General features: G+C 31.6%; 24 protein-coding genes and 2 pseudogenes. 10 read left to right on the top strand and 16 right to left on the bottom strand.

The genetic code is table 11. The features are described from left to right. Positions 1 to 939: 939 nt before the first annotated feature. Positions 940 to 1,269, bottom strand: coding sequence for a nucleotide pyrophosphohydrolase (locus AC0ONG_RS28315; protein ID WP_098033605.1), 330 nt, complete (start codon positions 1,267 to 1,269; stop codon positions 940 to 942). Positions 1,270 to 1,336: 67 nt separating this feature from the next. Continuing rightward, the gene (locus AC0ONG_RS28310) at positions 1,337 to 1,699 is read right to left on the bottom strand and encodes a hypothetical protein (RefSeq protein WP_474205025.1); all 363 of its coding nucleotides are present in this window, start codon (positions 1,697 to 1,699) and stop codon (positions 1,337 to 1,339) included. A gap of 194 nt (positions 1,700 to 1,893) precedes the next feature. On the opposite strand from AC0ONG_RS28310, the pseudogene AC0ONG_RS28305 reads away from it, so the two are divergent. Then, positions 1,894 to 2,088: pseudogene (locus AC0ONG_RS28305) on the top strand (Y-family DNA polymerase); the annotation flags it as partial. Between the two features lie 162 nt (positions 2,089 to 2,250). On the opposite strand, the gene AC0ONG_RS28300 reads toward AC0ONG_RS28305, so the two are convergent. Then, on the bottom strand, positions 2,251 to 2,376 hold the full coding sequence (locus AC0ONG_RS28300; RefSeq protein ID WP_000709205.1) for a hypothetical protein: 126 nt from the start codon (positions 2,374 to 2,376) through the stop codon (positions 2,251 to 2,253). Then, a complete protein-coding gene (locus tag AC0ONG_RS28295; protein ID WP_474205022.1) occupies positions 2,373 to 3,446 on the bottom strand; it encodes a response regulator aspartate phosphatase in 1,074 nt (357 codons plus the stop codon). The genes AC0ONG_RS28300 and AC0ONG_RS28295 overlap by 4 nt, the downstream gene beginning before the upstream one ends. Positions 3,447 to 3,990: 544 nt before the next feature. Here AC0ONG_RS28295 and AC0ONG_RS28290 point away from each other — a divergent pair. Next, positions 3,991 to 5,409, top strand: a complete 1,419-nt coding sequence (locus tag AC0ONG_RS28290; RefSeq protein WP_474205020.1) for a right-handed parallel beta-helix repeat-containing protein — start codon at positions 3,991 to 3,993, stop codon at positions 5,407 to 5,409. Between the two features lie 290 nt (positions 5,410 to 5,699). Here AC0ONG_RS28290 and AC0ONG_RS28285 read toward each other — a convergent pair whose 3' ends face one another. The 3 genes from AC0ONG_RS28285 to AC0ONG_RS28275 all read right to left on the bottom strand — a co-directional run bounded on the left by AC0ONG_RS28285 (position 5,700) and on the right by AC0ONG_RS28275 (position 6,812). After that, positions 5,700 to 5,993, bottom strand: coding sequence for a hypothetical protein (locus AC0ONG_RS28285; protein WP_000394384.1), 294 nt, complete (start codon positions 5,991 to 5,993; stop codon positions 5,700 to 5,702). Positions 5,994 to 5,997: 4 nt separating this feature from the next. Next, on the bottom strand, positions 5,998 to 6,198 hold the full coding sequence (locus AC0ONG_RS28280) for a helix-turn-helix transcriptional regulator (protein ID WP_000933886.1): 201 nt from the start codon (positions 6,196 to 6,198) through the stop codon (positions 5,998 to 6,000). 188 nt (positions 6,199 to 6,386) lie between these two features. Then, positions 6,387 to 6,812, bottom strand: coding sequence for an HD domain-containing protein (locus tag AC0ONG_RS28275; protein WP_474205018.1), 426 nt, complete (start codon positions 6,810 to 6,812; stop codon positions 6,387 to 6,389). 890 nt (positions 6,813 to 7,702) lie between these two features. On the opposite strand from AC0ONG_RS28275, the gene AC0ONG_RS28270 reads away from it, so the two are divergent. The 3 genes from AC0ONG_RS28270 (at position 7,703) to AC0ONG_RS28260 (ending at position 9,966) form a co-directional block, all read left to right on the top strand. Further along, positions 7,703 to 8,068 carry a hypothetical protein gene (locus tag AC0ONG_RS28270; protein WP_474205016.1) on the top strand — a complete coding sequence of 122 codons (366 nt, stop codon included), beginning with the start codon at positions 7,703 to 7,705 and terminating at the stop codon, positions 8,066 to 8,068. A gap of 138 nt (positions 8,069 to 8,206) precedes the next feature. Beyond that, entirely contained in the window at positions 8,207 to 8,479 is a 273-nt protein-coding gene (locus tag AC0ONG_RS28265; RefSeq protein ID WP_474205014.1) for an HU family DNA-binding protein, read from the top strand. Between the two features lie 602 nt (positions 8,480 to 9,081). Continuing rightward, positions 9,082 to 9,966 carry a helix-turn-helix domain-containing protein gene (locus AC0ONG_RS28260; protein ID WP_474205012.1) on the top strand — a complete coding sequence of 295 codons (885 nt, stop codon included), beginning with the start codon at positions 9,082 to 9,084 and terminating at the stop codon, positions 9,964 to 9,966. 191 nt (positions 9,967 to 10,157) lie between these two features. On the opposite strand, the gene asnB is transcribed toward AC0ONG_RS28260, so the two are convergent. Next, positions 10,158 to 11,984 (bottom strand): asparagine synthase (glutamine-hydrolyzing), encoded by a 1,827-nt coding sequence (asnB, locus tag AC0ONG_RS28255; RefSeq protein ID WP_474205010.1) that lies wholly within the window; start codon positions 11,982 to 11,984, stop codon positions 10,158 to 10,160. Between the two features lie 403 nt (positions 11,985 to 12,387). On the opposite strand from asnB, the gene AC0ONG_RS28250 reads away from it, so the two are divergent. Together AC0ONG_RS28250 and AC0ONG_RS28245 are read left to right on the top strand one after the other, a co-directional pair. Then, positions 12,388 to 12,957 (top strand): TetR/AcrR family transcriptional regulator, encoded by a 570-nt coding sequence (locus AC0ONG_RS28250; protein ID WP_000593069.1) that lies wholly within the window; start codon positions 12,388 to 12,390, stop codon positions 12,955 to 12,957. Between the two features lie 54 nt (positions 12,958 to 13,011). Then, a pseudogene (locus AC0ONG_RS28245) lies at positions 13,012 to 13,361 on the top strand (IS4 family transposase); the annotation flags it as partial. Between the two features lie 122 nt (positions 13,362 to 13,483). Here the strand turns inward: AC0ONG_RS28245 and AC0ONG_RS28240 are convergent. The 4 genes from AC0ONG_RS28240 to AC0ONG_RS28225 are packed head-to-tail and all read right to left on the bottom strand — an operon-like array spanning position 13,484 to position 16,404. Further along, complete coding sequence (locus AC0ONG_RS28240; RefSeq protein ID WP_474205007.1) at positions 13,484 to 14,056, bottom strand: imm11 family protein; 573 nt, start codon at positions 14,054 to 14,056, stop codon at positions 13,484 to 13,486. A 51-nt stretch (positions 14,057 to 14,107) separates the two neighbouring features. Further along, the gene (locus tag AC0ONG_RS28235; RefSeq protein ID WP_474205005.1) at positions 14,108 to 15,724 is read right to left on the bottom strand and encodes an AHH domain-containing protein; all 1,617 of its coding nucleotides are present in this window, start codon (positions 15,722 to 15,724) and stop codon (positions 14,108 to 14,110) included. Further along, positions 15,721 to 16,083, bottom strand: a complete 363-nt coding sequence (locus tag AC0ONG_RS28230) for a DUF3958 family protein (protein WP_144514398.1) — start codon at positions 16,081 to 16,083, stop codon at positions 15,721 to 15,723. The genes AC0ONG_RS28235 and AC0ONG_RS28230 overlap by 4 nt, the downstream gene beginning before the upstream one ends. 42 nt (positions 16,084 to 16,125) lie before the next feature. Next, positions 16,126 to 16,404, bottom strand: a complete 279-nt coding sequence (locus AC0ONG_RS28225) for a TIGR04197 family type VII secretion effector (RefSeq protein ID WP_144514399.1) — start codon at positions 16,402 to 16,404, stop codon at positions 16,126 to 16,128. Between the two features lie 84 nt (positions 16,405 to 16,488). On the opposite strand from AC0ONG_RS28225, the gene AC0ONG_RS28220 reads away from it, so the two are divergent. Further along, the gene (locus AC0ONG_RS28220; RefSeq protein WP_186315468.1) at positions 16,489 to 16,710 is read left to right on the top strand and encodes a hypothetical protein; all 222 of its coding nucleotides are present in this window, start codon (positions 16,489 to 16,491) and stop codon (positions 16,708 to 16,710) included. Further along, a complete protein-coding gene (locus AC0ONG_RS28215) occupies positions 16,703 to 17,056 on the top strand; it encodes a hypothetical protein (RefSeq protein WP_474205002.1) in 354 nt (117 codons plus the stop codon). The genes AC0ONG_RS28220 and AC0ONG_RS28215 overlap by 8 nt, the downstream gene beginning before the upstream one ends. Positions 17,057 to 17,175: 119 nt before the next feature. Here AC0ONG_RS28215 and AC0ONG_RS28210 read toward each other — a convergent pair whose 3' ends face one another. From AC0ONG_RS28210 to AC0ONG_RS28200, 3 genes are all read right to left on the bottom strand, one after another. Further along, positions 17,176 to 17,562, bottom strand: coding sequence for an alpha-ketoglutarate permease (locus AC0ONG_RS28210; protein WP_086398067.1), 387 nt, complete (start codon positions 17,560 to 17,562; stop codon positions 17,176 to 17,178). 498 nt (positions 17,563 to 18,060) lie between these two features. Beyond that, entirely contained in the window at positions 18,061 to 19,458 is a 1,398-nt protein-coding gene (locus AC0ONG_RS28205) for a HAMP domain-containing sensor histidine kinase (RefSeq protein ID WP_427339749.1), read from the bottom strand. After that, on the bottom strand, positions 19,448 to 20,164 hold the full coding sequence (locus tag AC0ONG_RS28200) for a response regulator transcription factor (protein ID WP_427339751.1): 717 nt from the start codon (positions 20,162 to 20,164) through the stop codon (positions 19,448 to 19,450). Before AC0ONG_RS28200 ends, AC0ONG_RS28205 begins: the two co-directional genes overlap by 11 nt. A 125-nt stretch (positions 20,165 to 20,289) precedes the next feature. On the opposite strand from AC0ONG_RS28200, the gene AC0ONG_RS28195 reads away from it, so the two are divergent. Continuing rightward, positions 20,290 to 20,637, top strand: coding sequence for a hypothetical protein (locus AC0ONG_RS28195; protein ID WP_474204999.1), 348 nt, complete (start codon positions 20,290 to 20,292; stop codon positions 20,635 to 20,637). Positions 20,638 to 21,010: 373 nt separating this feature from the next. Here AC0ONG_RS28195 and AC0ONG_RS28190 read toward each other — a convergent pair whose 3' ends face one another. After that, complete coding sequence (locus tag AC0ONG_RS28190) at positions 21,011 to 21,820, bottom strand: class I SAM-dependent methyltransferase (protein ID WP_141550187.1); 810 nt, start codon at positions 21,818 to 21,820, stop codon at positions 21,011 to 21,013. Positions 21,821 to 22,189 lie beyond the last annotated feature (369 nt).

Here is a 22,189-nt window from a genome sequence, read left to right as displayed (position 1 = left end):
AACCCCCAGTACATTCTTCGGTCTTTTTTATTAGTCATTGTATAAGTTGTCAGTTTGAATTATATAGCAGAGAAGTAAGGGAGAACTACTCGCCACTTAATTTATCCATTTTTATTTCCTGCATAATCTAAAAACAGGGACATGGTAGCATCAACACCTATATAGAATATAAACTTTGAAAATCTAAAATTTAACATTAATTTATTTGTATATTTTAATACTATATGTTACGATATAATAGTTGTTAAATTAAGTAATATTATTATTGCTTTCTTAAAGATTTATAATAAAAAACAACTGGTAAAATCAGTAAAAATGGGTGTTATTTTTCGGGTACGCTCGGCTAAATAAAATGCCGATAGAGATAAAAATTCAGCGGAGTTCTTTTCTGTTTCACCTCCGTAATTATACAAATTCAAAGAACAGGGACATATTTAGCGAAGTTCTTACCCATTCACCTTCGTAATGATATAAATTAAAAGAATGGTGATTAAAATTGGTGTAGCTCTACTGTATTGAGCATAAAAAAACTGCCTCCAAATTCCTAGACTTACCTAAGAATTTGAAGGCAGTTTTTTTGTAAAATAAAGAATTACATTCTTATCCTCTTAATACATTTACTTTTAATTCTATACTAATTTTTGTTATATATTTTTCCGAGAGAAGACTCCCTCCTTATTTAACTTGAAGGTTTGACGGCACCGGCACATAGGTAGGAAATGAATATTAGTTAGCGTAAGCTAAACTGTTTACTCATAATTTTTTTATTTTTATTATTTAAATGCACAGTGAAACGCCTATATAAGTTCGGACTTACCAACATTTGAACTATATCACTTTTTAAGTTAAAAATATTTGAGCTTGTTGAATTTTGTATACCGCTCAATTACAATCTCTCTTAATAATAATGATTAAAAAAACTGTAAAACGGTTATCGTTTTACAGTTCGTTATATTTTTTATTTTTTCCAAACGCCTTTTCTACTGGATATTTCTCTGCATTCTTGCGTAATTTAGCATGAACTGCCTCTTCTAAATCAATATTTAATTTATCACTTAACATAAGTAAATAAATCATTACATCAGCTATTTCTTCCTTCATTTCTTGCATTTTCGTTTCTGTTGCTTCTTCACTTGACTTCCATTGAAAAACCTCAAGCAATTCTGATGCTTCTAAGTTTAATGAAATGGCTAAATCCTTAGCATTATGAAACTGACCCCAATTTCTCTCATCTCGAAATTTTATTACTGCCTCTTGTAAATGTTGCATTACTATTAATCTCCTCTCTATCCCTTACTATTTTTTTATATAAAACTGAACACATATAGAATCTCTTCTAATTAACCCGAATCCAGATATAGTCATCCTCATATTTAACATTTAATTTTAATCGAATCCCCTTCATATAAACCTCTAATTGTTTCATAAGGTCCTCATCATCAGGTTGATCATATCTATCTAAGTTTAGATATAACTTAAACAGATTTCCATTCGTTAACTCAAACTCCCATTTTAAAAAGTTATGTAGCATATTTTCTTTATTCATATAATTATTTGCTTCCATATAATCTAGCAATTCATATAAATTATAGTATACTAAGCTACTTGGTTTAAGACCTTCACATCTTAGGTAAAATTCTCTATATCTGTCTTGTAAATGCATAATCATTTCTGTTCCACATTGATTACAGTTATACATATAACACCCTCCTCTACTAGATATCCCAATTTCTCTTCCTTATTACCTGCCCCTGAAATTATAAATTATACTATTTTATTTAATAAATATTCCTTATTCAACTTAAAGTATAATTTATTCTCCTGGTTAATTTCTATATATTTAAAACCCCTCTTCATAAAAGAACATACGCTCTTTTATGAGGGGCAATCACAGTGTATGACTATTCAATCCTAACTAATAAAATCATCTTATGTGTAGTTCTATGAAGTTTTTACACTTCAGTAAGTTGCATCAAAATGGGATTAGACCCTATGCATACAAAATTAGCAGTAGTCGGTGATGTAAATAGAAGCGGTTCAATCGTTCTAGCCGCAACTCCCCCCTTAAAAGCATTGGGTGTAAAGAAGAATGTATGGTTTGGTATTTATGAATGTAAATCAGACCGTATTTTGTACTTTGGAACATTATCCTTTATATTTTTCATTCTTACTGCTACTTATGTTATTTCTAAATTAATATGGTCATAATTAAAAAAGAGGGTGCTCACAGCTCCCTCTTTTTTTAGATAATTAAATATGCTCTCCATGATCCATAAACACTTCAATAGTTTCATTTTGTGATACGTCTTTTACATTAGTAAGACCAAAAGTAAAAACAGCAGATAACATCATCATTAATAAGATTGCTTTTTTCATTTTAGCGCCCTTCTTTCTATACTCTTTTTGTCTGCATCTAAAGCGATGTGTAAATACTTGCTGGCTTTTTCGTGATTTTCTGAACCATAGAATATATTACCTAAAAGATACGCATATTCTTTTACCCAATCATATAATTCTTCTCTTTCAAAATACGAAATACCTTCCATGACCACCTTTTCTAATTCTTCTTGTGGTGCATAGTTATGTACTGCTTTTAAAATTTGAAAATGATGACGATAACATAAGTCACTAATCTTATAGCCATTCTCAATATATTCATTAGCATTATGATTATGACCTAACTTAAAATGTTCTCTTGCTAAAAGAAACATCGTTTTAGCGTTGTTTTCTAGTGATTCCTCTAAATGCTTAATTGCTAACTCTGACATGTTTTGACTTGCATATAAAAGTCCTAAATTGTGCTTTACACGTTTAGTAAGACTTTCGTCATGAGATTTTTGGAAGGTACCTAGTGCTGAAAGTAAATATTCCTCTGCACTTTCGAATTCATTTAGTCGAATGTGTGCCATCCCTAAAGTATTTAAGCATGCTGCAGTTTTTAATTCATACCCTGGACTAATTGAAAATACTTCATTCGCCTTTGTAGCCAATTGAACTGCTAGGATCGGTTTTAATACGTGATAGTAATGGACTGCAAGCCAATAATTAAATTCAGCTTTTTCAATTTCATCATGCATGTACTCTAAAAACGTTTCAGCTTTTTCAAATTGCATTCTTGCTTCACTATGGTTTGCTGTATTAATAGCATAAATTGCTTTAAATAAATGATGATAGTACTCTAAAAATGTTTCTGTAGGCTCTTGTAATGGCTCAATTTTATCCAAAATATCTTTTGAACTATCCATATCACGAATTAGCAGATTATACCGTGCATTCAATAAAGCATAGTAGACTAATATTGTTTGGTCTTCCTTAATATTATTGATTTTATCTGCAATCTCTTCTTTTATTTTATTAGACTGTAATACACGTTGTGAAATTATAGCTTGATACCAGTCGTTTAATAATTTTGTGATTTCTTCTTTAGAAATAATTTCAACATTCATATACGCTACCCCCTTTTGTTAAATGTTACCATAACATACTTGTTTATATAAATGATTTTTTGAATATTAAAACTTGATAAACTTTTTTTGAATACTTATATTAATCAATGTTAATTTCAGATTTAATAAAAACTGATGACATATGAAATCCATCTACCTCGAAAATACCCCACTTTAAATAATTATCTGTTAATCTTATCAATCCAATTAGTACAACAGTTAACATGATACACAGGGAAGCTTTAATTGAATAGAAAATATATTTTGAATAACTTTCCTTAAAATTAGTATCAGTATCCCTCATTCCCTCGTCTACCGATTTTAATATCCATATTTCTTTAAGTGCACGTATATTTGATTTGATTTTATAGGAAAATCATGAATTATTAAAAATTTAGTTTCAGATAGAATACGTAGACCATAGGAGCTGGTGTTTCTTAATCCAGAATACATTACTGGGTCTTTTTTTATTAGTACAAGATATAAATCGTCTGTTTGAATTATATAGTTGAGAAGGAATGCTTAATAAAGAAGGAGGATCATGATGAAATATCAAACAATATTTCCCTCATTAAAAAAATCGCTTTTTATCTTTATCCTTTCTTTCAGTATGTTAATTTTCACACTCCCTGCCTCTACCTTTGCACAATCCAATAGCAATGCAAACCCTGTTACGAATTACTATGTATCTCCAACAGGAAATGACCTCAATCCTGGTACATTAGATCAACCTTTCGCTACCATTCAAAAAGCTGCTAATGTCGCAAAAGAAGGAAGTACAATCTACATAAGAGGCGGAGTTTATAACCAAAAGGTTCGTGTCACTCATTCTGGTGCCTCAGGAGCACCCATTACTTTTCAAAATTTCCAAGATGAAAAAGTAATCCTCGATGGTTCTAAAGTCAAGTTAGAAGATGATGGGTTATTTACAATAGAAGACAAAAATTATATTCAAGTAAAAGGATTAGAATTTCGTAATTTAAAATCAACGAAAGTTAACGAAACCCCTATTGGTATTTATATCACTGGAACAGGAAGTTACATTGATATTAGAAATAATTATATCCATCACATTGAAGCGAATGTACAGGATGGAAACGCACACGGTATTGCTGTATACGGTACTTCATCTAGTGCACAAAATAATTTAAATCATATTGTCATTGATAATAACGAAGTAGCAAATTTGAAATTAAGATTGAGTGAGGCAATTGCTGTGAATGGGAATGTAGATTCCTTTGAAGTTACCAATAACAAAGTACACGATAACAACAACATTGGAATTGTTCTGATTGGACATGAAGGCGTATCTCCAGTAGCTGCTTTAGATCAAGCACAGAATGGAGTTGTTCGTAATAACATTGTCCATCACAATTCATCCATCAATAATACTAGTTATAATGAATATTCCGCTGATGGTATTTACGTGGATGGTGGGAAGAAAATTATCATTGAGCAAACTCAAAGCTATGAAAACGACCTTGGTATTGAAGTAGCCAGCGAACATGCAGGAAAAAGCGCAAGCCAAATTATCGTTAGAGACAATACAATATCCAATAATATTATGAGTGGCATTGCAATTGGTGGATATGATAGTCAGCAAGGATATGCTGAAAATAACACGATTACAAACAATGTGATTTATAAAAATGATACAAAAGATCAAGAGAGTGGCCAAATCGAATTAAATTATGATACCCGCAACAATGTAATTACCAATAACCAAATCTATGCAAGTAATAGCCGTATTTTTATTAGCAATAATTTTAATAAAAACACTGGGAACAAACTGGATTACAATCATTACTATGGTGAATTCGATCAAAGTAATGGCTTATGGCAATGGAAAAGAAAAACGTATAAAGGATTTACATCTTATCAGGCAGGAATGAATCAAGAAGGAAATGAACAACATAGTGTATTTAGCAAATTGTCTCCTTCATTCAAACTTATTTTAAAATGAAGCAAATTTACTAAAATGACTTTATCTTAGCACACTTCAAATCCCCTCCCCTATAATGGCAAGGATGAATTAAAAATTGCAGTTTCAATTGAAACTGCAATTTTTCCATGCCTATAAAAACTCTGTATTTATTCTTTAAGTACATAGGCGTATCTATAATTATATAAGTAAGCTTCGGCCAATTTCTCTTAATATCAAGTACTAATACCTCCGCAGAAATTAATCTATTATTAATTCAGGAACAAGTATATTAAAAATATGAACCTTATTTTTAGTATTTCTTTTTATATTTAATAGCTCCTTCTCCAATATGAATAAGCAACTTTTATTATCCCTAAAGAAATAAAGAAATATAAGAGGATATTCACAAATTGTTCTGCTGTAATATATTGAAGTATGTTAAGGAGAAATAATATAACTATTCCCAGATAAAGAGTATTATATAAAAAATTAGTAGTTTTATACTGAATTTCTAAACCTCTCTCATCTCTTGCCTCTTGGCTTTTTTGAAATTTAAACATATATAATTCACTTAAGCATGATAAAACTATAATAATAATTACAGCATACTTTATAAATTCCATTTGTTTATTCCTCCTTAAATTCAAAAACTTCCTCTAATGGTTTTCCAAAAGCTTGAGCTATTTTAAATGCAAGAATTAAAGAGGGATTATATTTATTCCTTTCCATAGAAGCGATAGTCTGTCGACTAGCACCTACTCTCTCTCCTAAATCTTGCTGTGTCCAACCTTTTTCGGCACGACAAACAACTATCCGGTTGTTTAACAACTACCTCCACCTCCTATAAACATTTTATCCTATTTTTAACATTTTGCATATAATCTTTAACATATTGCGTACTATTTTTTACATTTTATTTAAAATATCATATGAGGAACATTGAATATTTGCAAGAAGTTGTCTCTTCCAACGACTAGTATTCTAGGAAATTGCAACTAAAGAAGTGGCTGTTTCTTTTATTCCCCTAAAAACTTAATCGCTTTGCGGTACTTCTCCAATCGTTTTAGATCTTTATCTGTTATTCTAGCAAGTCTTGAGCGATCAGAATTATGTTTTAAGTCTGCAAGTTTAACTGTACGGGCAAGAGAATTTTCTTTCACTCTGCTCAGATACTCAAAATAAGGTGTGTATTTCTCTTTTGTCAGTACCTGCACTGCCTCAACTACGTTATGAGGTATACTAGCATTTAATAAATCAGCAGCTGTTATCTCAGTATCTTCCAGAACGTCATGCAAATAAGCAGTAGCTTTCTCTTCGGCCGTATTTACAAAGCTAGCAACTGCCTCAGGGTGTTTGATATAATCCATACCTGCTTTATCTACTTGTCCAGCATGGGCTTTTTTGGCTATCTCATGAGCTATTTTTATATAATTAGGTAACATTGCAAAATCTCCATTTCTTTAAACGCCCCTCCCCCTCTAGCAAGCTGTTCTAAAAGTGAAGAAGGAAAATATTGATATAATCTCTCAGCAAATCATTGAAGTTCATCTTGAAACAAAAAAATTTATAAAAAATGCCATCCTCTCTGTATATCTCTACAAAAAGAATAGCGTTTTTTGGTTATACGGATACAATTTTATTTTAATTTGAATTATACCCCTTTCCCTTACTGGTATTTACTAAATTAATGAAGAAAATTAGTCCGCAGATAAGGAATAAAAAAGGAGGGACCCATGTTCAAAAATTAACTAGACTTATAATAAGCATTATAATACAAAGGATACAACCTATAATATCAATGCTAAAAGATAACTTCCCCTTTATTGTTTTCATTTATAACTATTCCCTTCCAGATGCCACCTTTAATTTATAATTCTCAATATAATAATAACATACGTTTCGACTTTTAACTTTTTTACATTTAATTGCTTTTGGGGGTCTGGTGCAAAAAATACTGTTATTGCGTGCACCCGAGTAGTAAGATAGCAATAACCCCTGAAATTAAAATTAAATCTGAACAGATTGAAGAATCCACTACAAAAAAGCTACCGAAGCAAAAGTAAACAACATATAGATTTGAATTATATTTCTCAACAACCAAAATTACTTAATGTGGTAAAATAATAATTGGATTGGCATCCAATACCATATTACGTTGGTTCAAGTCGCAGAAAGGCACCTTAGGGTGTCTTTTCTTTTGTTAGAAACACATTCTGCCAAAATACCTGTATCTTTGTTGATTTACGACTCACATAATCCAACAAACTTCGTATATATAATTTGTTACCCTAAATAGGTTGACGATACAAACAGTTATAGGAGGATTTTGTGAATGGTAAAAACAGCTTGTGTAAGTATGATTACTGGCATTCTTTTAATATGTTCAACAGGATGTGCCACTCAAACTGATTCTATTACAACTAAAACTCAATCAATAGATGATGGCACATATACAACAAAAGAAATCACAGACGCATTTCCTGTAGGAACCCCCATAACTACTTACATTCAAAAAGAAGAAAAACTGAACGTAAAACATCTCACCAGTATTGCACTTACAGATGGTGGCGTTGGTAGAGTTCTGGAAGCAACAGATGGTTTTGTTGTCGTATGTGGGAATGAAAAAGGAATTTTTGATGTGTTAATATTTAAAAACATGGAAGATGTAAAGAAATATGAACAGAGTTTAAAGCGATAATTAATATCCTCCTTATGCCTTTTACACAGACATCGTCCTCTTGCTCTTGCTATGGCTTTTTCTATGTACTGTATAATTGCATCATGAATACACACACGTTATAATAGTCACCTAATTACATATTAAGAGGTGCAGAAAATGAATAAAACAGAATTAACAAAAGTAGTAGCAGAAAAAGCTGAACTTACACAAAAAGATGCTGCAGCAGCAACACAAGCGTTATTAAATACAATAACAAATGCGCTAGTAAATGGAGAGAAAGTACAGATTCTTGGTTTTGGTACATTTGAAGTACGTGAAAGATCTGCACGTACAGGACGTAACCCACAAACAGGTGAAGAAATGCAAATCGCGGCTTCTAAAGCACCTGCTTTTAAAGCTGGAAAAGAATTAAAAGAGGCAGTGAAATAATTATATACATTGAAAGGGTCTTGATATTCATATCAGGACTCTTTCAATAGCCTTTTTGTTCATAAAACAAAAAAGTATCATCCAATATGGATTAGATGATTCCTCCTCTCCCACCTATTTCCGTAGGTGGGCCTTATCTTTATTACACAATTCAAATCATACTCTGATTTTTCATAAACTTTATGCAATTATACATATCTGTAAAAAATTACACCAAATAAATATTACATATAATAAAATAGTAAACGTGGATACATTCTATAAAGCAGATTCTTTTGAAAGGCTTCACTCTAATACTGATCTCAAATCTCTTGTACTTTGTGAACTAACAATCTGTTGTATATAGACGATCCTGTTTTATAGGATATGTTTACACGTATAAGAAAGGGATAATACAATAAGTTTATACTAAATGAACTTGGTTCAAGTCGGAAGAAGGCACCTTAGGGTGTCTTTTTTTGTACATAATAAAAGCCTCACCATCCTCTGGAAACGGTAAGTCATTTAAAACAAATAACAATTGCAACTATACTAACTTTACATTACATTAAAAGTTAGAGAAAACGCTTATACTAATACAGTGCGAAATAGTAGGTGAAAAAATGGAATTTAACGATTTGGGTATTACCATTAAAGAACTTAGAATTAACAAAAATATATCACAATCCGAATTATGTCACGGAATATGTTCACAAAGTCAAATTAGCAAAATCGAAAAAGGTGTGATTTATCCATCTAGTATATTGTTATATCAATTATCAGAAAGACTTGGCATTGATCCGAATCATATATTTGCACTAACTCAAAACAAAAGATTAAAATATGTAGAAAATGTAAAATACGTAATAAAAGATTGCTTAAAGCAAAAACAATATAAAGAACTTTATGAAATAGTAAAAAAAGAGAAAAACTTAAATAATTTTCAAACAAAAGAAGAGAAACAATTTCTAATATGGCATGAAGCAATCGCTATATTTGAGGTAAATAGATCAACAAAAACTGCTTTAACTCTTTTAAATCATGCGTTAAAACTAACTTTAACCAATTCTGATTTTTTATCAGAAAGAGAAATACATATTATGCAGACAATGGCTATATTTCATGGGGAAAATAAAGAATATGAAAAAAGTATTACGATATTAAAAAGATGTTTAACTAATTTTAATAAGTTAGATTTTCCTAGAGACAAAGAAATTAAATTAAAAATCATTTTCAATTTAGCAAAATGTTTAGACTTCACATATCAACATGAAGAGGCTATAAAATACATTGATAGGGGCATCAAATTAGCAATTAATCTACATACTTTATACCTATTAGGTGAACTATTCTATTTAAAAGGTCAGTGTTTATTAAAGATTAAACAACATAATGTAGAAGATGTTGTTTATAACTGGAATAAAGCATTATTTATATTTGAACTAACAGAAAAAGAATATTATATAAAAATGGTACAAGATGAACTTATTAAAATACAAAATAAATAACACTCATAATTTCGTAAAAACTACTTAAAAAAACCACAGGAAAAGTTTCTGTAGGTATTACATTTATAAACATATTATTATTTTTTATAAAACCGCATTCCCAATGGATTAGATAACTATCTAATCCATTGGGAATGCGGTTCACTTAGGTCATTAATGTTTCAGCTATTTTCTTTATTTGAAAATTACATCTACCATACTAATTTAATATTATATTCCTGAAGCCAACCATTAACTTGAAGTAAATAATCTATTATACTTCTTGCATCATTACCTGAAATTACTTCGTCTTTTCCTTCTGCAATAGCACGAACTCTTTCTACATTAATTAATGGCAAAATAGGTGATTCAGGATTGTTCAACACATGTAACATCCAATCACTAATACCTTGTAGATAAGAGGCATCCTTTGTGCTTGGATATGCACTTTTTTTGCGATAACGTACATCTTCTGGAAGTACATTTTCAAAAGCTCGACGTAAAATACCTTTTTCAATATTGTCTATGCTTTTCATTTCGAATGGGACATTCCATAAGTATTCTACAAGCCGGTAATCGCAAAATGGAACTCGTACTTCAAAGCCATTCATCATACTTGTGCGATCTTTTCGTTCCAGCATAAATGGCAAGAAACGTGTAATAAACATGTAAGACATTTGACGTTGCTTCATTTGCAGATCACTTTCACCTTCTAAGAAGGGAACCTCAGCAACCGCATCTTCAAATTTTTGTTTTTGATATTTTTCAGGGCTAATCTTCGCTTTAAAATCCTCTGATAAAATTTCTGTACTATACCATAAATTAACACTCCAAGGGAATATCTCTGCATCTAGAAACTTCTCTTGATGGAACCATGGATACCCTGAGAATACTTCATCTGCGGATTCGCCTGAAAGTGCAACTGTTGCGTCTTTTTTCATTTCCTTAAATAGCAAATAAAGAGACGTTTCTAGTTCTCCAACTCCAGGTAGATCACGCGCTCGCATTGGAGTTAATAAATACTCTATTAAACTATCTGATCCTAACTCTATAGAATGATGCTTTGTTCCTACATATTCAGCCACACGTTTCACCCAAGGTTCATCACGATCAAAACGAAGGAAGTCTTGCTCAAAGTCTTTTTCATCATTGATGAAATTCAGAGAATATGTATGAAGGCGTTCCCCTTTATTCCCAAATTCATTTCCTGCTAAACCTGTTAAACCACTGGAATCTAAACCTCCGGAAAGCATAGATACCACTGGTTTATCAGCAATTAACTGACGTTTAACCGTATCTTGTAATATGGAGCGGATTGTCTCGACTGTTGTATCAATATCATCTACATGTTTTTTACTTTCAAGTTTCCAATACTGTGTCGTAGTCGAGCCATTAGAGGTAAACGTCATATAATGGCCAGCACGCACTTCATGTATATCCTTGAAAATAGCATGACCAGGAGTACGTGTTGGTCCAAGGCAGAATATTTCAGAAAGTCCTTCTTTATCTACCTCAGCATCTACAAGTGGATGCGAAAGTAAAACTTTTAACTCTGAACCAAAGAGAATTGCGCTTCCCCTTTGAGCGAAAAATAAAGGCTTCACGCCTAGATGGTCACGACCAAGCATCAATTTCCCAAATCTTTCATCCCAAATACCAAAAGCAAAAATCCCATTTAAGTGTTGAACACAATCTTCTTGCCACTCTAAGTAAGCATGTAGTAACACCTCTGTATCTGACTTGGTCTGAAATTCATGACCTTTCTCCTCAAGTTCTTTACGTAATTCTTGATAGTTATAAATTTCTCCATTGAACGTAAGGCCAATCGTATCATTTTCATCTTTATACAGCATAGGTTGAAGGCCACCTTCAGGATCAATGACGATGAGACGTCGATGACCTAATGCCGCTCGTTTTGAAAACCAATGCCCCTCTGCGTCAGGTCCTCGGTGAATGATAGCATCTGTCATTTTTTTTAACGTTTCTTGTTCATGAGACAGGTCTTTAGACCAGTCTATCCACCCTGCAATTCCACACATAGTGTCTACCTTCTCTCAAATAGTATAGAAACCGACTAAAATTAAATATCAGTCGGTTTTCCGTAAAAAAATCCGACTAAAAACATCTTTTAGTCATGTTTATATAATAAAATGAATTGAATAAAAAATCAAATAATTCAATCGAGAAAGAAGTCACTGTCCCCTTTCATTTGAATTCTCATCGTCCGATTATAAAAATTATTACCACAAACTTTCACCTTTATCCCTAGGTTATGAAGGTGCATTCTATTATAGTTATATACTAGAAATAAAAATGGTGTATGTTATTCTATAAGAAGTAAATAAAGGACTTTCTATTAGGAGTTACAAAATTACAAATGAACTGATACAGAATGTAAAGACAGAAAACTTCGCTAAATATTTCAAGGATAGGGTGTAGACAATGATCAAATTAGAAAAAGAAAATAAAAAGATGAAAATCATTCAATCTGCCACAATACTGTTCTCTACGCGTGGTGTCCGTAACACAACGGTTGATGAAATTGCAAAGACAGCTAAAGTTGGTAAAGGTACTATTTATTATTACTATACAGATAAAACTGAAATATTATGCGACTGCTATATGCGTCATATTCAGCTCAAACGCTCACAATTATTTAATTTATATAAAGAAGAAAAAGATGTTTTACTTCGAATACAAAAAATTCTTCATTATATCAGCCTAGAATATCATCAAGATCCGTTTGTTTCTACACTCTTTCAAGAATATAAAGAGTACCATTCACCTGAAATTACAACTTGTTTTAAACAATCTGAAGAAGAAGCAATTAACATGATAAGTAATTTGCTCGAAAAAGGTTATCAGCAAGGAGCTTTGCATAAGGTACCATTACCACTTACAGCTTTTATGTTAGTACGAATGATTTTTAACTACGAACAGGATTATATAAAAGATGATAAAAGTGATACAGAATTTCTGCAGTTGCTAAAGCATATGCTGCTTAAAAACTAGTTTTAACAGCAAAAAAATAATTGTAGTACAAATATATGAAGAAGAACGTGAATAATGGATGGTTTCATAAGCTCTTTTCAGACTGGACAAACCTGCAAAATATCTAACGCTTATGTAGGAATGACTGATAAAATCCCAACCCGTGTAATTGTTCATCGACTAATAAAAGAATAACAGCGATTACAAGATCAAACTGTAAGGGAAAAAAGAATGAAATAAAGTATTCTGCTCGTAGCTAATACTTAGCGATATTAACAAGAAGTACCAATTATTTACTTGTGCTGATGGGAGAAGTAAATGATTGGTATTCTTTACGTTAGCCAATATAATTTTAATTTAAAACATGATAAGCATTCTTCCTCATTCATCGTTGCAAAAAAATAAAACGAGAAAGATTAGAATGCGAATTCAGATGATGTTTTTATCATGTACTAATATTCGGGTTCATTTCAATGTGCTTAAGCTTTTTATTTTTTACCCTATTAGATATGGGTTCACATTACTAATCTAATTAAATTAGATTTCTTTACGCACCCTCTTCTGAATCCCATACCTCAACAAATTCGAAACCTTTTAAATTGTTTTCTAAAACTGTATTTCTAAATTCATCAGATACTAAGACAGTAGAAGAATGTAATCTTTGATTTAAAAATGTTTTAAATATTATCTGCGCCTCAACTTTATTGGCTAAAAATGCGTATTTTTCGAACCCTATTATTAACCCTGTACTTAGTTTTTCCAAAACTGCTTTATTGTAGTTAATTGCATCAACTGTATTTAGAACGTTTATTAGGTAATAAACTTCACTTGTAACATCATGAATTAATGGAAGGAACTCAACATTATTACAGATTAGAGGCTCTAATATTTCTTTTGCTTTTCTGCTAATCAGTGGTGTACCAAGTTCTCCCCAGAACATAGGACAGTCACTTTTTTTATCACCTTCTACACATTCAATAAAAATTTCCCCCCACGAATCAGACAGTTTTATTGTCAAATCAATTTTCCCATCAAAATATTTTTTACGGTCTTCTTTTAAATTTAGTAGCTGAAAAGATTGATAGTTATCAAATAAGCTTTTTAATTGCCAAATTTTCATACCTTTTTACTCCTTCAGAATTTAATTATTAAGTATCTATGATTGGTTAAATTAATTTAGTTTTAAACTACCATCCAATAACCTCTCTCTTATACTATGCAAGGCAGCAACTGCATCTTCTTGATTACCCCCAAAGCGTTTCACTTCACTTAATACTCTGTATACTTCCCTTATATACTCTGGACTATGATTACCTATATGTAGCGCTTCAGTAGTCACATAATCGTTCACTTTATAGGGTAAAAATACTCCATTAGCCGCTGAATCATGGTGTATTTCAAACTCTTCTAATAGCTCTTGCACTTGTTTGGCCCTTTTATCCTTCCAAGGTGCAATATGATGTGTTGCATTAGGATATGGCGGTGTTTCAACTCCTGCATCTTTAAGTTCTGCACGCAGTTTTTGAGATGCTGAATAGGAATCGGGATATTCATTTTTCATCTCAACTCTATCAAAAACTTTATCTGCATAGTCCTGAATTACTTCTTGTACATCTTTAACTTTACTTCTTCCACCAGTTTTTGAAAACATAAATGTTTCACGAGCTTTGCGTAAAACTTCAAATGTTTTTATTTGATTGCTTCCAAATCCACTTGCACCTGCAAATGCCAACCGATCTGTCAGTGGCAATTTATTTGCGAAAGAAGACATTCCTGTAGAGAATTTTGCACCTTTTGCTAATGTAGTGACTTTACTTATCCCCTTATCACCAATAAGTCCAAGTCCAATTTGTGTAAAAGCATAACTTCCCCACTTAGCACGACTTTCAGCGTCTCCATTTATTACATCATTAATAAACGAATCTGATAATGTGTTCCACATAGCAGGTAAGGTTTCATTTAAATGCGTAACAGCGTACCCCATGTTCTCCCATGTTTCCCATTTACTAAGTGCCACAACACCATCTATTGTATCTTCAACTGCTTGACCCGTACCTTCTAAAATACCATCTATAATTTTTTCAGAAGTAGATTTTTCAGGAGGTTTCTTGCACACCGCTCCCTCTTCCATTGATCCTTCCTTTAAAAGATTATCAACTTGACGTTTTCTTTCATCAGCAATTTCTTGGATCGAAATGGTCCAATCCATATTTAATCCTTGTGTACTAAACGTACCACTTACAGGACTAAAGCCTTTTCCACTTTGGACTTCAGCAAGGCCGGCAGTAATACTAGCCACTAGTTGAAGAGCTGTGTTGTAGTTATTACTGGACGTATAGTTAAATTCATATAGATGCTCTAATTTTTCTTGCAGTTTTTTTCTCATCTCCACTAAAACAATAACCATGGCATCTATTCCAGGCAACACTGTAGCAATACTAATCGATTCTATACTTGAGATCATTCGATTAATTTCTTGAATTTGCTCTCTTATTTCTTGTTCAATGACATCTGTGGAAGCAACTTGTGATTGAAAATCGCTTGGAAATGCATCATTTTGACGGATTAATTCTTCACATAAATAAATGATACCTTGTGCTAAAGGACGAAAAGTTTGGACAAAAAATATTTTTGCACTACTATATGTTTGCCCTTGTAAAACTGTATCAGTTGCAAAGGTATCAATTGATTGGATTGCTTGCTCCATAGCTTGGATAGTAGCGACACATACAGTATTCATGCTTTGGGTCTGATTTTGTACTTCCCCTAAATACATATTTAAACTCATGCTTTGTCCTCCCTTTTTAATCGCTGTTGCCGATAGGTAAGGTCGGTTTCTAAATCAATAAGATTGCGTCTTTCTTTAAGTAATGTTTCTTTTTGATTTTCCAATTCCAATGTTAATTTCCGCTCAATATGTTGCGACTCTTGAAGCTTATTCATAAAAAAATGAGAAACATCTTTATCACCATGCCATGTTTCTAAAATCCTATTAAATAAACGATTATTTCGATTTCTCAATTCGTGAAAATCCATTTCTGCTTGTCTCTGGATTTGAATCTCTGTTTGATTTCGATCCTGTTTTTCAAATACTATCCGTAATTCATGATTAAATTCATTTATTTGCTTTTCCACATCTTGACTCATCTTATTCTTCCTACCCTTCTCCCTTTACCGTAGGTTGCCACATTAGCGAAATGTCTTTTGTAGTTCGTTATCCATTCTTTCAAAATCCTTAGCTACCAAATGAATATTATCAATGGCTTGTTGAAAGGCCCCACAAAATTGTCTAGTCAAATCTAGCATTTGTTGATTCACTTCTTGCGCCTGAGCATTAACAGATAGTGTAGTACGGCTCGACTTTGCTATAGAAAGATTTGTCGCACCTTGAATTGTATCCGATACATTTTTCATTTGTGTAGCAATTTGTGTAGCTGTTTGAAAATTACTTTGAAAGTTTCCCATCATTTAAACCCCTTCTAGTTCCAAAATCATCAAGAAAATTATACCATGTAAGAATATTTCAATGTATCAAATATTTCTAGTTACGAATTGATAGCTCTTAACGATGAGAATGAAGCTTTTCATACCGAATTTCAATTAAGGATCGCTTCACCAGATGTAGTTGAACTAGAACTATTAGAACAAATTGAAGAGATTGACCGAATCAGAACAAATACTGAAGTTACGAAGCAAGTTATGCCACTAGCAGGTATGGGTGCAATGAGGAACAAATATTTTTATGGAGTTTGGTTTAGGGTAGATGTTGAGTAAAGAAGCAGGCAAAATTGGAAAAGTAACTTCCCTTGGAGACTCTGTAAAATTAACAAGATTCTCAGAGCATATCCCCCCTATTTCAAGTCCATTATCATTGAAAGACCGATTTGCTTTTGCTGGTATAAGTCCACTTAAAAATGAAAGACCTACAATTAAAGATTTGTTTGTTACTGTATGTAGAGTGAACAGTAAGGGCGTAAACAATACTACAACTAAAAGCTTTGAAGTTACGAAAGTAGAGGAAAAAAACTCCCATGAATCTAGAGGTGCAAGTTTAAAGGAAATTAAATATACCAAAATCTCAACATCCAATCAGTCAAAAAATGGTGCCATTGACAGATAGTAATGGAAAATGAATACTAAATGATAAGAAACAGCCTGTCCAAAACCATAAAGAATTTATTCATCTAACATTAAAAGAGCACCCCTTTTTGGATGCTCTTCGTTATAACTATATATTATTTAATTTTCTTCATTTATTGGTACCATTTTTCCATGTTGAGAATCCGTACCTGTACCTTCTGTTCTTTCAACAGTTTTTGCATGTTTTCCAGGTTGTGATTCTGTACCTTCTTTTGTTTCTACCATTTTTCCTTCTTGAGAATCTGTACCTGTACCTTCTGTTCTTTCAACAGTTTTTACATCTCCTTTAGATGCTGGCACTGTATCTTTAGGTACATCAAAGTTTTTTGAGAAAGACGTTGTTCCATCTGCACTCATTGTAACCCATTGATTCGAACTATTTTCATTTGACTTTAAATTGTCCGTTTTCGCATCATCTGTACCTATTGCACCACCCGCTAATAATCCTGTACTTAAAAATGCTCCTGCTAATAATGTTTTAATCATTTTTCATTACCTCCTGTTTATTTGTAATATTCATCAAAAAAAGTATCTAGAGTTAATGTTTTAGTCATTATCTTTATCTACTTGCTTTTTGATTACATTTAGCATAAGGCAAGAATCTATAGCTGATATGGACTGTATCTGGAGATTATGTAAAGAAAAATAGATGATCAATTGTATATCCTAATGGATGCTTAGACAAGATTAAAATTTTATATGAGTTTGATAGTTGAATTATCCTTTGTTTTTGAACACAAGATTTATGGCTGGGGTAAAACCTATTGAGGACCTAATCTTTTCTAATTTAAAAATAAACTTTTAAATATTAGTTTAAATTCAAATGTTAAATTTATTGTTACTTGCGTACTTCCTCCAAAATCACTATCAAAAGTATACATTTAAATCATTGTAAATAAGGCGTTTATAAAAGATATAGGGATATGGCGGTACCCCATTGCTATCAAACTAATAAAAAGAAATGCCTCAAAAAAGATAAAATACCTACCCATTCAATTTAGGCAAAGAAATACAAAAAATTGTACGTTTCTTTGCACTCTCTAAACTAATCTTCCCTCCATGTTTCTCCACTATATGCTTAGCAATAGTTAATCCAAGACCTGATCCCCCATTATTTTCTCGAGAATCATCTACTCGAACAAATGCATCAAAAATACTTTGTTTCATATCCTCAGGTATTCCAATTCCATTATCTATAATGTTTATATATACTTTGCTTTTATCCTCAATTAACGCTACAAACACGGTCGTACCTGCCGTATTATACTGTAGGGCATTAGATATTATGTTAGAGATAGCACGGTATAGTAATCTGTTGTTAATTGGAGCAATCACTTCTTTAGAGGGAATTTGATATTGAAGGATTAAGCGCTTCGCTTGAAATAAATCATAATATTCTACAAGCAATTCACGAATAAACTCAGATACATCAGTTGGATGTACTTCAAAAGGGTAATCAGAATGCTCTAATTTAGACAGTTCAAAAATATCTTCAGTTAATACCGCAATGATTCGAATCTTATTATATATTACATTCAAAGTTCTTTCTCTTTCACCTTTTTCAGTAATGATCCCTAGTTGTAATGCTTCAACATAACCTTGAACGGTTGTAATTGGTGTCCTTAAATCATGAGACAAATCTACAAGCATCTTCTGCTTGGCTTCTTCCAACTTCTTCTTCTCTTTCTCTATTTTATCGAGTTTTTCCGACATAACATTAAACGAATGCTGTATTTGCATTAACTCAAAATATGTTTCATAGTTTAACCTTTTATCATATTTCCTACTAGCAATTTCCTCAAATCCATTTGCTAGTTTATCCAATGGCCTGGTTATTTTCCTAGCAATTTGCCTACTAAATATATATACATTCATAGAGAAAAATACAAAAAATAAAACGATTGTAGAAAGTAATATCTTATAAAAAACATATACGTATTCCTCATTTTTATCAGAAAACGTATATTCATACTTTATTGCTTTTTTAGGAACCTTAACAAGGCAATATAATGTTTCACCTTTTTTTGTTACAAATGTTGCTACAGATGAATAATAAGGAAGCTTATCATTATCAAAAAATAAAGTAGCAAATTCTCTTTGTGAATATGATAAAAGCTTATCCTTCTTTTCCCCTTTGGTATAGATAATTTGTAAATTTTCATTAAGAATTTCTACCCAACCACCAAATGATTCTATTGATTCTGAATTAATAGTTTCAAAGTTTTCAAGTACTACTTCACTTGCTTTTAAATTATTTAACTTTCCTAGTTGCTTCTCTGTTTGGTACATCAAAAATATAAATAAAATTATCACCGTGAAACCTATTGCTAGTGCAAATATAACGTAATTTTTAATTAAGATATATAAAACTTTATTTTTCATAAAGTTCTTCCTTCCTAGCAAATCTATACCCAAGTCCTCGGATCGTTTTTATATAAACTGGATTCTTAGGAGAATCGTCTAATTTCTCTCGCAGTCTACTAATATGAACCATAATAGTATTATCATCTGCACAGTAATAATCAGACCATACACTTTCAAAAATTTGTTTTTTAGTAAATATTCTCCCTGGTTCCTCCATAAAAAGTGTTAAGATTTTATATTCTGTAGCACTGAGAGTAATGGATTCGCTTGATTTATAGAGTGTACAAGAATGATGATCTAATACTAAATCACCCATATGAATTTGCTTCTCCTTACCTTCTATAGCCTTTTCATTAAATTCATAGGACCTTCTAAGGTGAGCTTGAACTCTAGCTATAATTTCTAAAGCACTAAATGGCTTTGTAATGAAGTCATCTGCTCCAATTCCTAAACCTATAATTTTATCTACTTCTTGAGATTTGGCTGACAATATAAGTATTGGGAATTGTAACGTCTCACGAATCTTTTTAATTAATTGATAACCATCCATTTTAGGCATCATAATATCAACAATAGCTAAATCAATATGATTTTCTTCTAGACACTTTAAGGCAACTTCACCATTTGAAGCCTCTATAACAAAAAAATTTTCCATTTCTAAAAAAAGCTTTAAAAGATCAATAATATCTTTGTCATCATCAACAATTAATATATTTTTTTTCATACTCTCCCTCTCGTAAGTCAGAATTTTCAAAAATCAATTTAAGGTTATTGTAAGGTAAATGAAAGTGACATGAAAGACTAAAAGTTTAATATACAGGTATGAATTAAAAAAGGAGGCATTATCACATGAAAAAATTTGTTGGAATTGCGTTAGCAGCTACCATTGGAATTGGAGGTTTAGGAACTTTTGCTACTACTAAAACTCACGCTGCAGTAAACAATCAAGAATCAACAAAATCGGTTTATCAAGTATCTGACGTGCAAGGGGAATTTATGCACATTAAAGTGGGGAAACCTTGGCCAATGACGCCAAGCGGAAAACAATACAAATATGTCTTATTTAGTGAAAACAAAATTTATGTAAACCCTAAAACTGGTGTAGTAACAGCATATGAAGAAGGAGCAGCTGAAGGCAGAGTACTTGATAAAAATGGAAATATTGTTTCTATTTGGTATATCACGGCTTTTAAATAATGAAGGGTTAATTTTACAAGGTTGAAAAGAGCATCTTTAAGTTTATTATGAAAGTAGTAAAAGAATTTCAAAACTTGTAATTACACTAAAATAAAAAAGCTTATCCTTTAACACGTAATGATAAGCTTTTTTATTATTCTTTTCATTTTTTGTTTTCGGAAGTATTTCTTTAAGTTGATAGCAATGCGGTGCTATCCCATCACTAGTTAAAATTTTATAGTGCCCCAAAATGGAAACAACGAGTTGTATATATATAAATAGCTTTTGGAAAATTGATAATTTTATTTGGGGGTACTTTAAGATTTTAGCTTGAATGACATATAGTGTTACCTCATACAGAGTGATTAGAATATTAAACTTAAACGTGTTATTTTTAGCATTCTAAATAATCGGGTTCAATGTATTTCTCTGTTTCAGGAGAGCTTTTAATTTCTATAGGATATTTCTTAAAAGCTACAACAGTAATCCTATCTTCTTGAACTAAACTTCTGGATTCATTTATAGAAGAGAAACCTGTTCGCGTTAAAAAATTGTATAGAGAGGATTTTGTCATCCAAAAACTAGTAACGTTATCTAATGATGCCCATTTTGATTTTAAACGTTCTTCTATTGATGAATTAGCAGAGTGTTCTAGCATTGTGTGTCCCTTATATTCATAATTTTTATAAAGTACTGATACATTAGGAGTAGAAGTGATATGAGTATCAATTATTACAAACCTTTTGCATACTTCATACACTTTTTCTAAAAAGGGGAATACATCTGAGCAGTCTAAATGATATAAAATACCAGAGCATAAAACAATATCAAATTGACCATATTTTTCAGCACTTAAATTTCTTACATCATCTTGATAAAAGGTTAAGTTTTCCAACCTTAATAAATCTTTAGCGAATATAGCTTTTTGTATGTTTGATTCTCTTCCTTCTATCCCTACAACAGTTGCTCCTTGCATAGCAAACTCAATAGCGTAATGCCCCTCTAAACAAGCTAAATCTAAGATTCGAAGATTTTTAAAATCACATTGTGTGATATCTTGAATCATTGTCACAATTTTTTTTAATGCAGGATTTGGTTGTCGACTATCTCTTGTATATAGAGTATCCGTTAATTTAATATCATAAGCGGTCCATTCACCATATTTACGAATAATGTTTTCTTTTTCGAGAACAAAATCTTTCATGATACAATTCGCCACCTTTAACATAATATTAGTGTAATATATATCTTTATACGATCAATATATGTGTGTATAACTTGTATTTAGACGAAGGTAAATATTTTAAAGCTTGTCACTTTATCATGTGGTACGTCAACGATCCCTTCTTTTTGGGAGCCACTCGCAAATTTATAACAATAGACAGCTCAAATAGTTAACTATTTAAACTACCTATTCATCTCACCTATCTAAATTATAGAAATAATTCTAATTTAACTAATTAAGATTTTTTATTCTACATAGAATATCTTATTATATTCATTTTTAGCCATTGCAAATGTCATAATGATAAGTGGGACAACACATTACTATCAAGCTAAGCAAACAAAATAC

It is taken from the genome of Bacillus sp. TCT6, assembly GCF_056033845.1.
The sequence above is the reverse complement of the archived record's forward strand: the minus strand, read 5'-3'. Positions and strand labels throughout refer to the sequence as shown.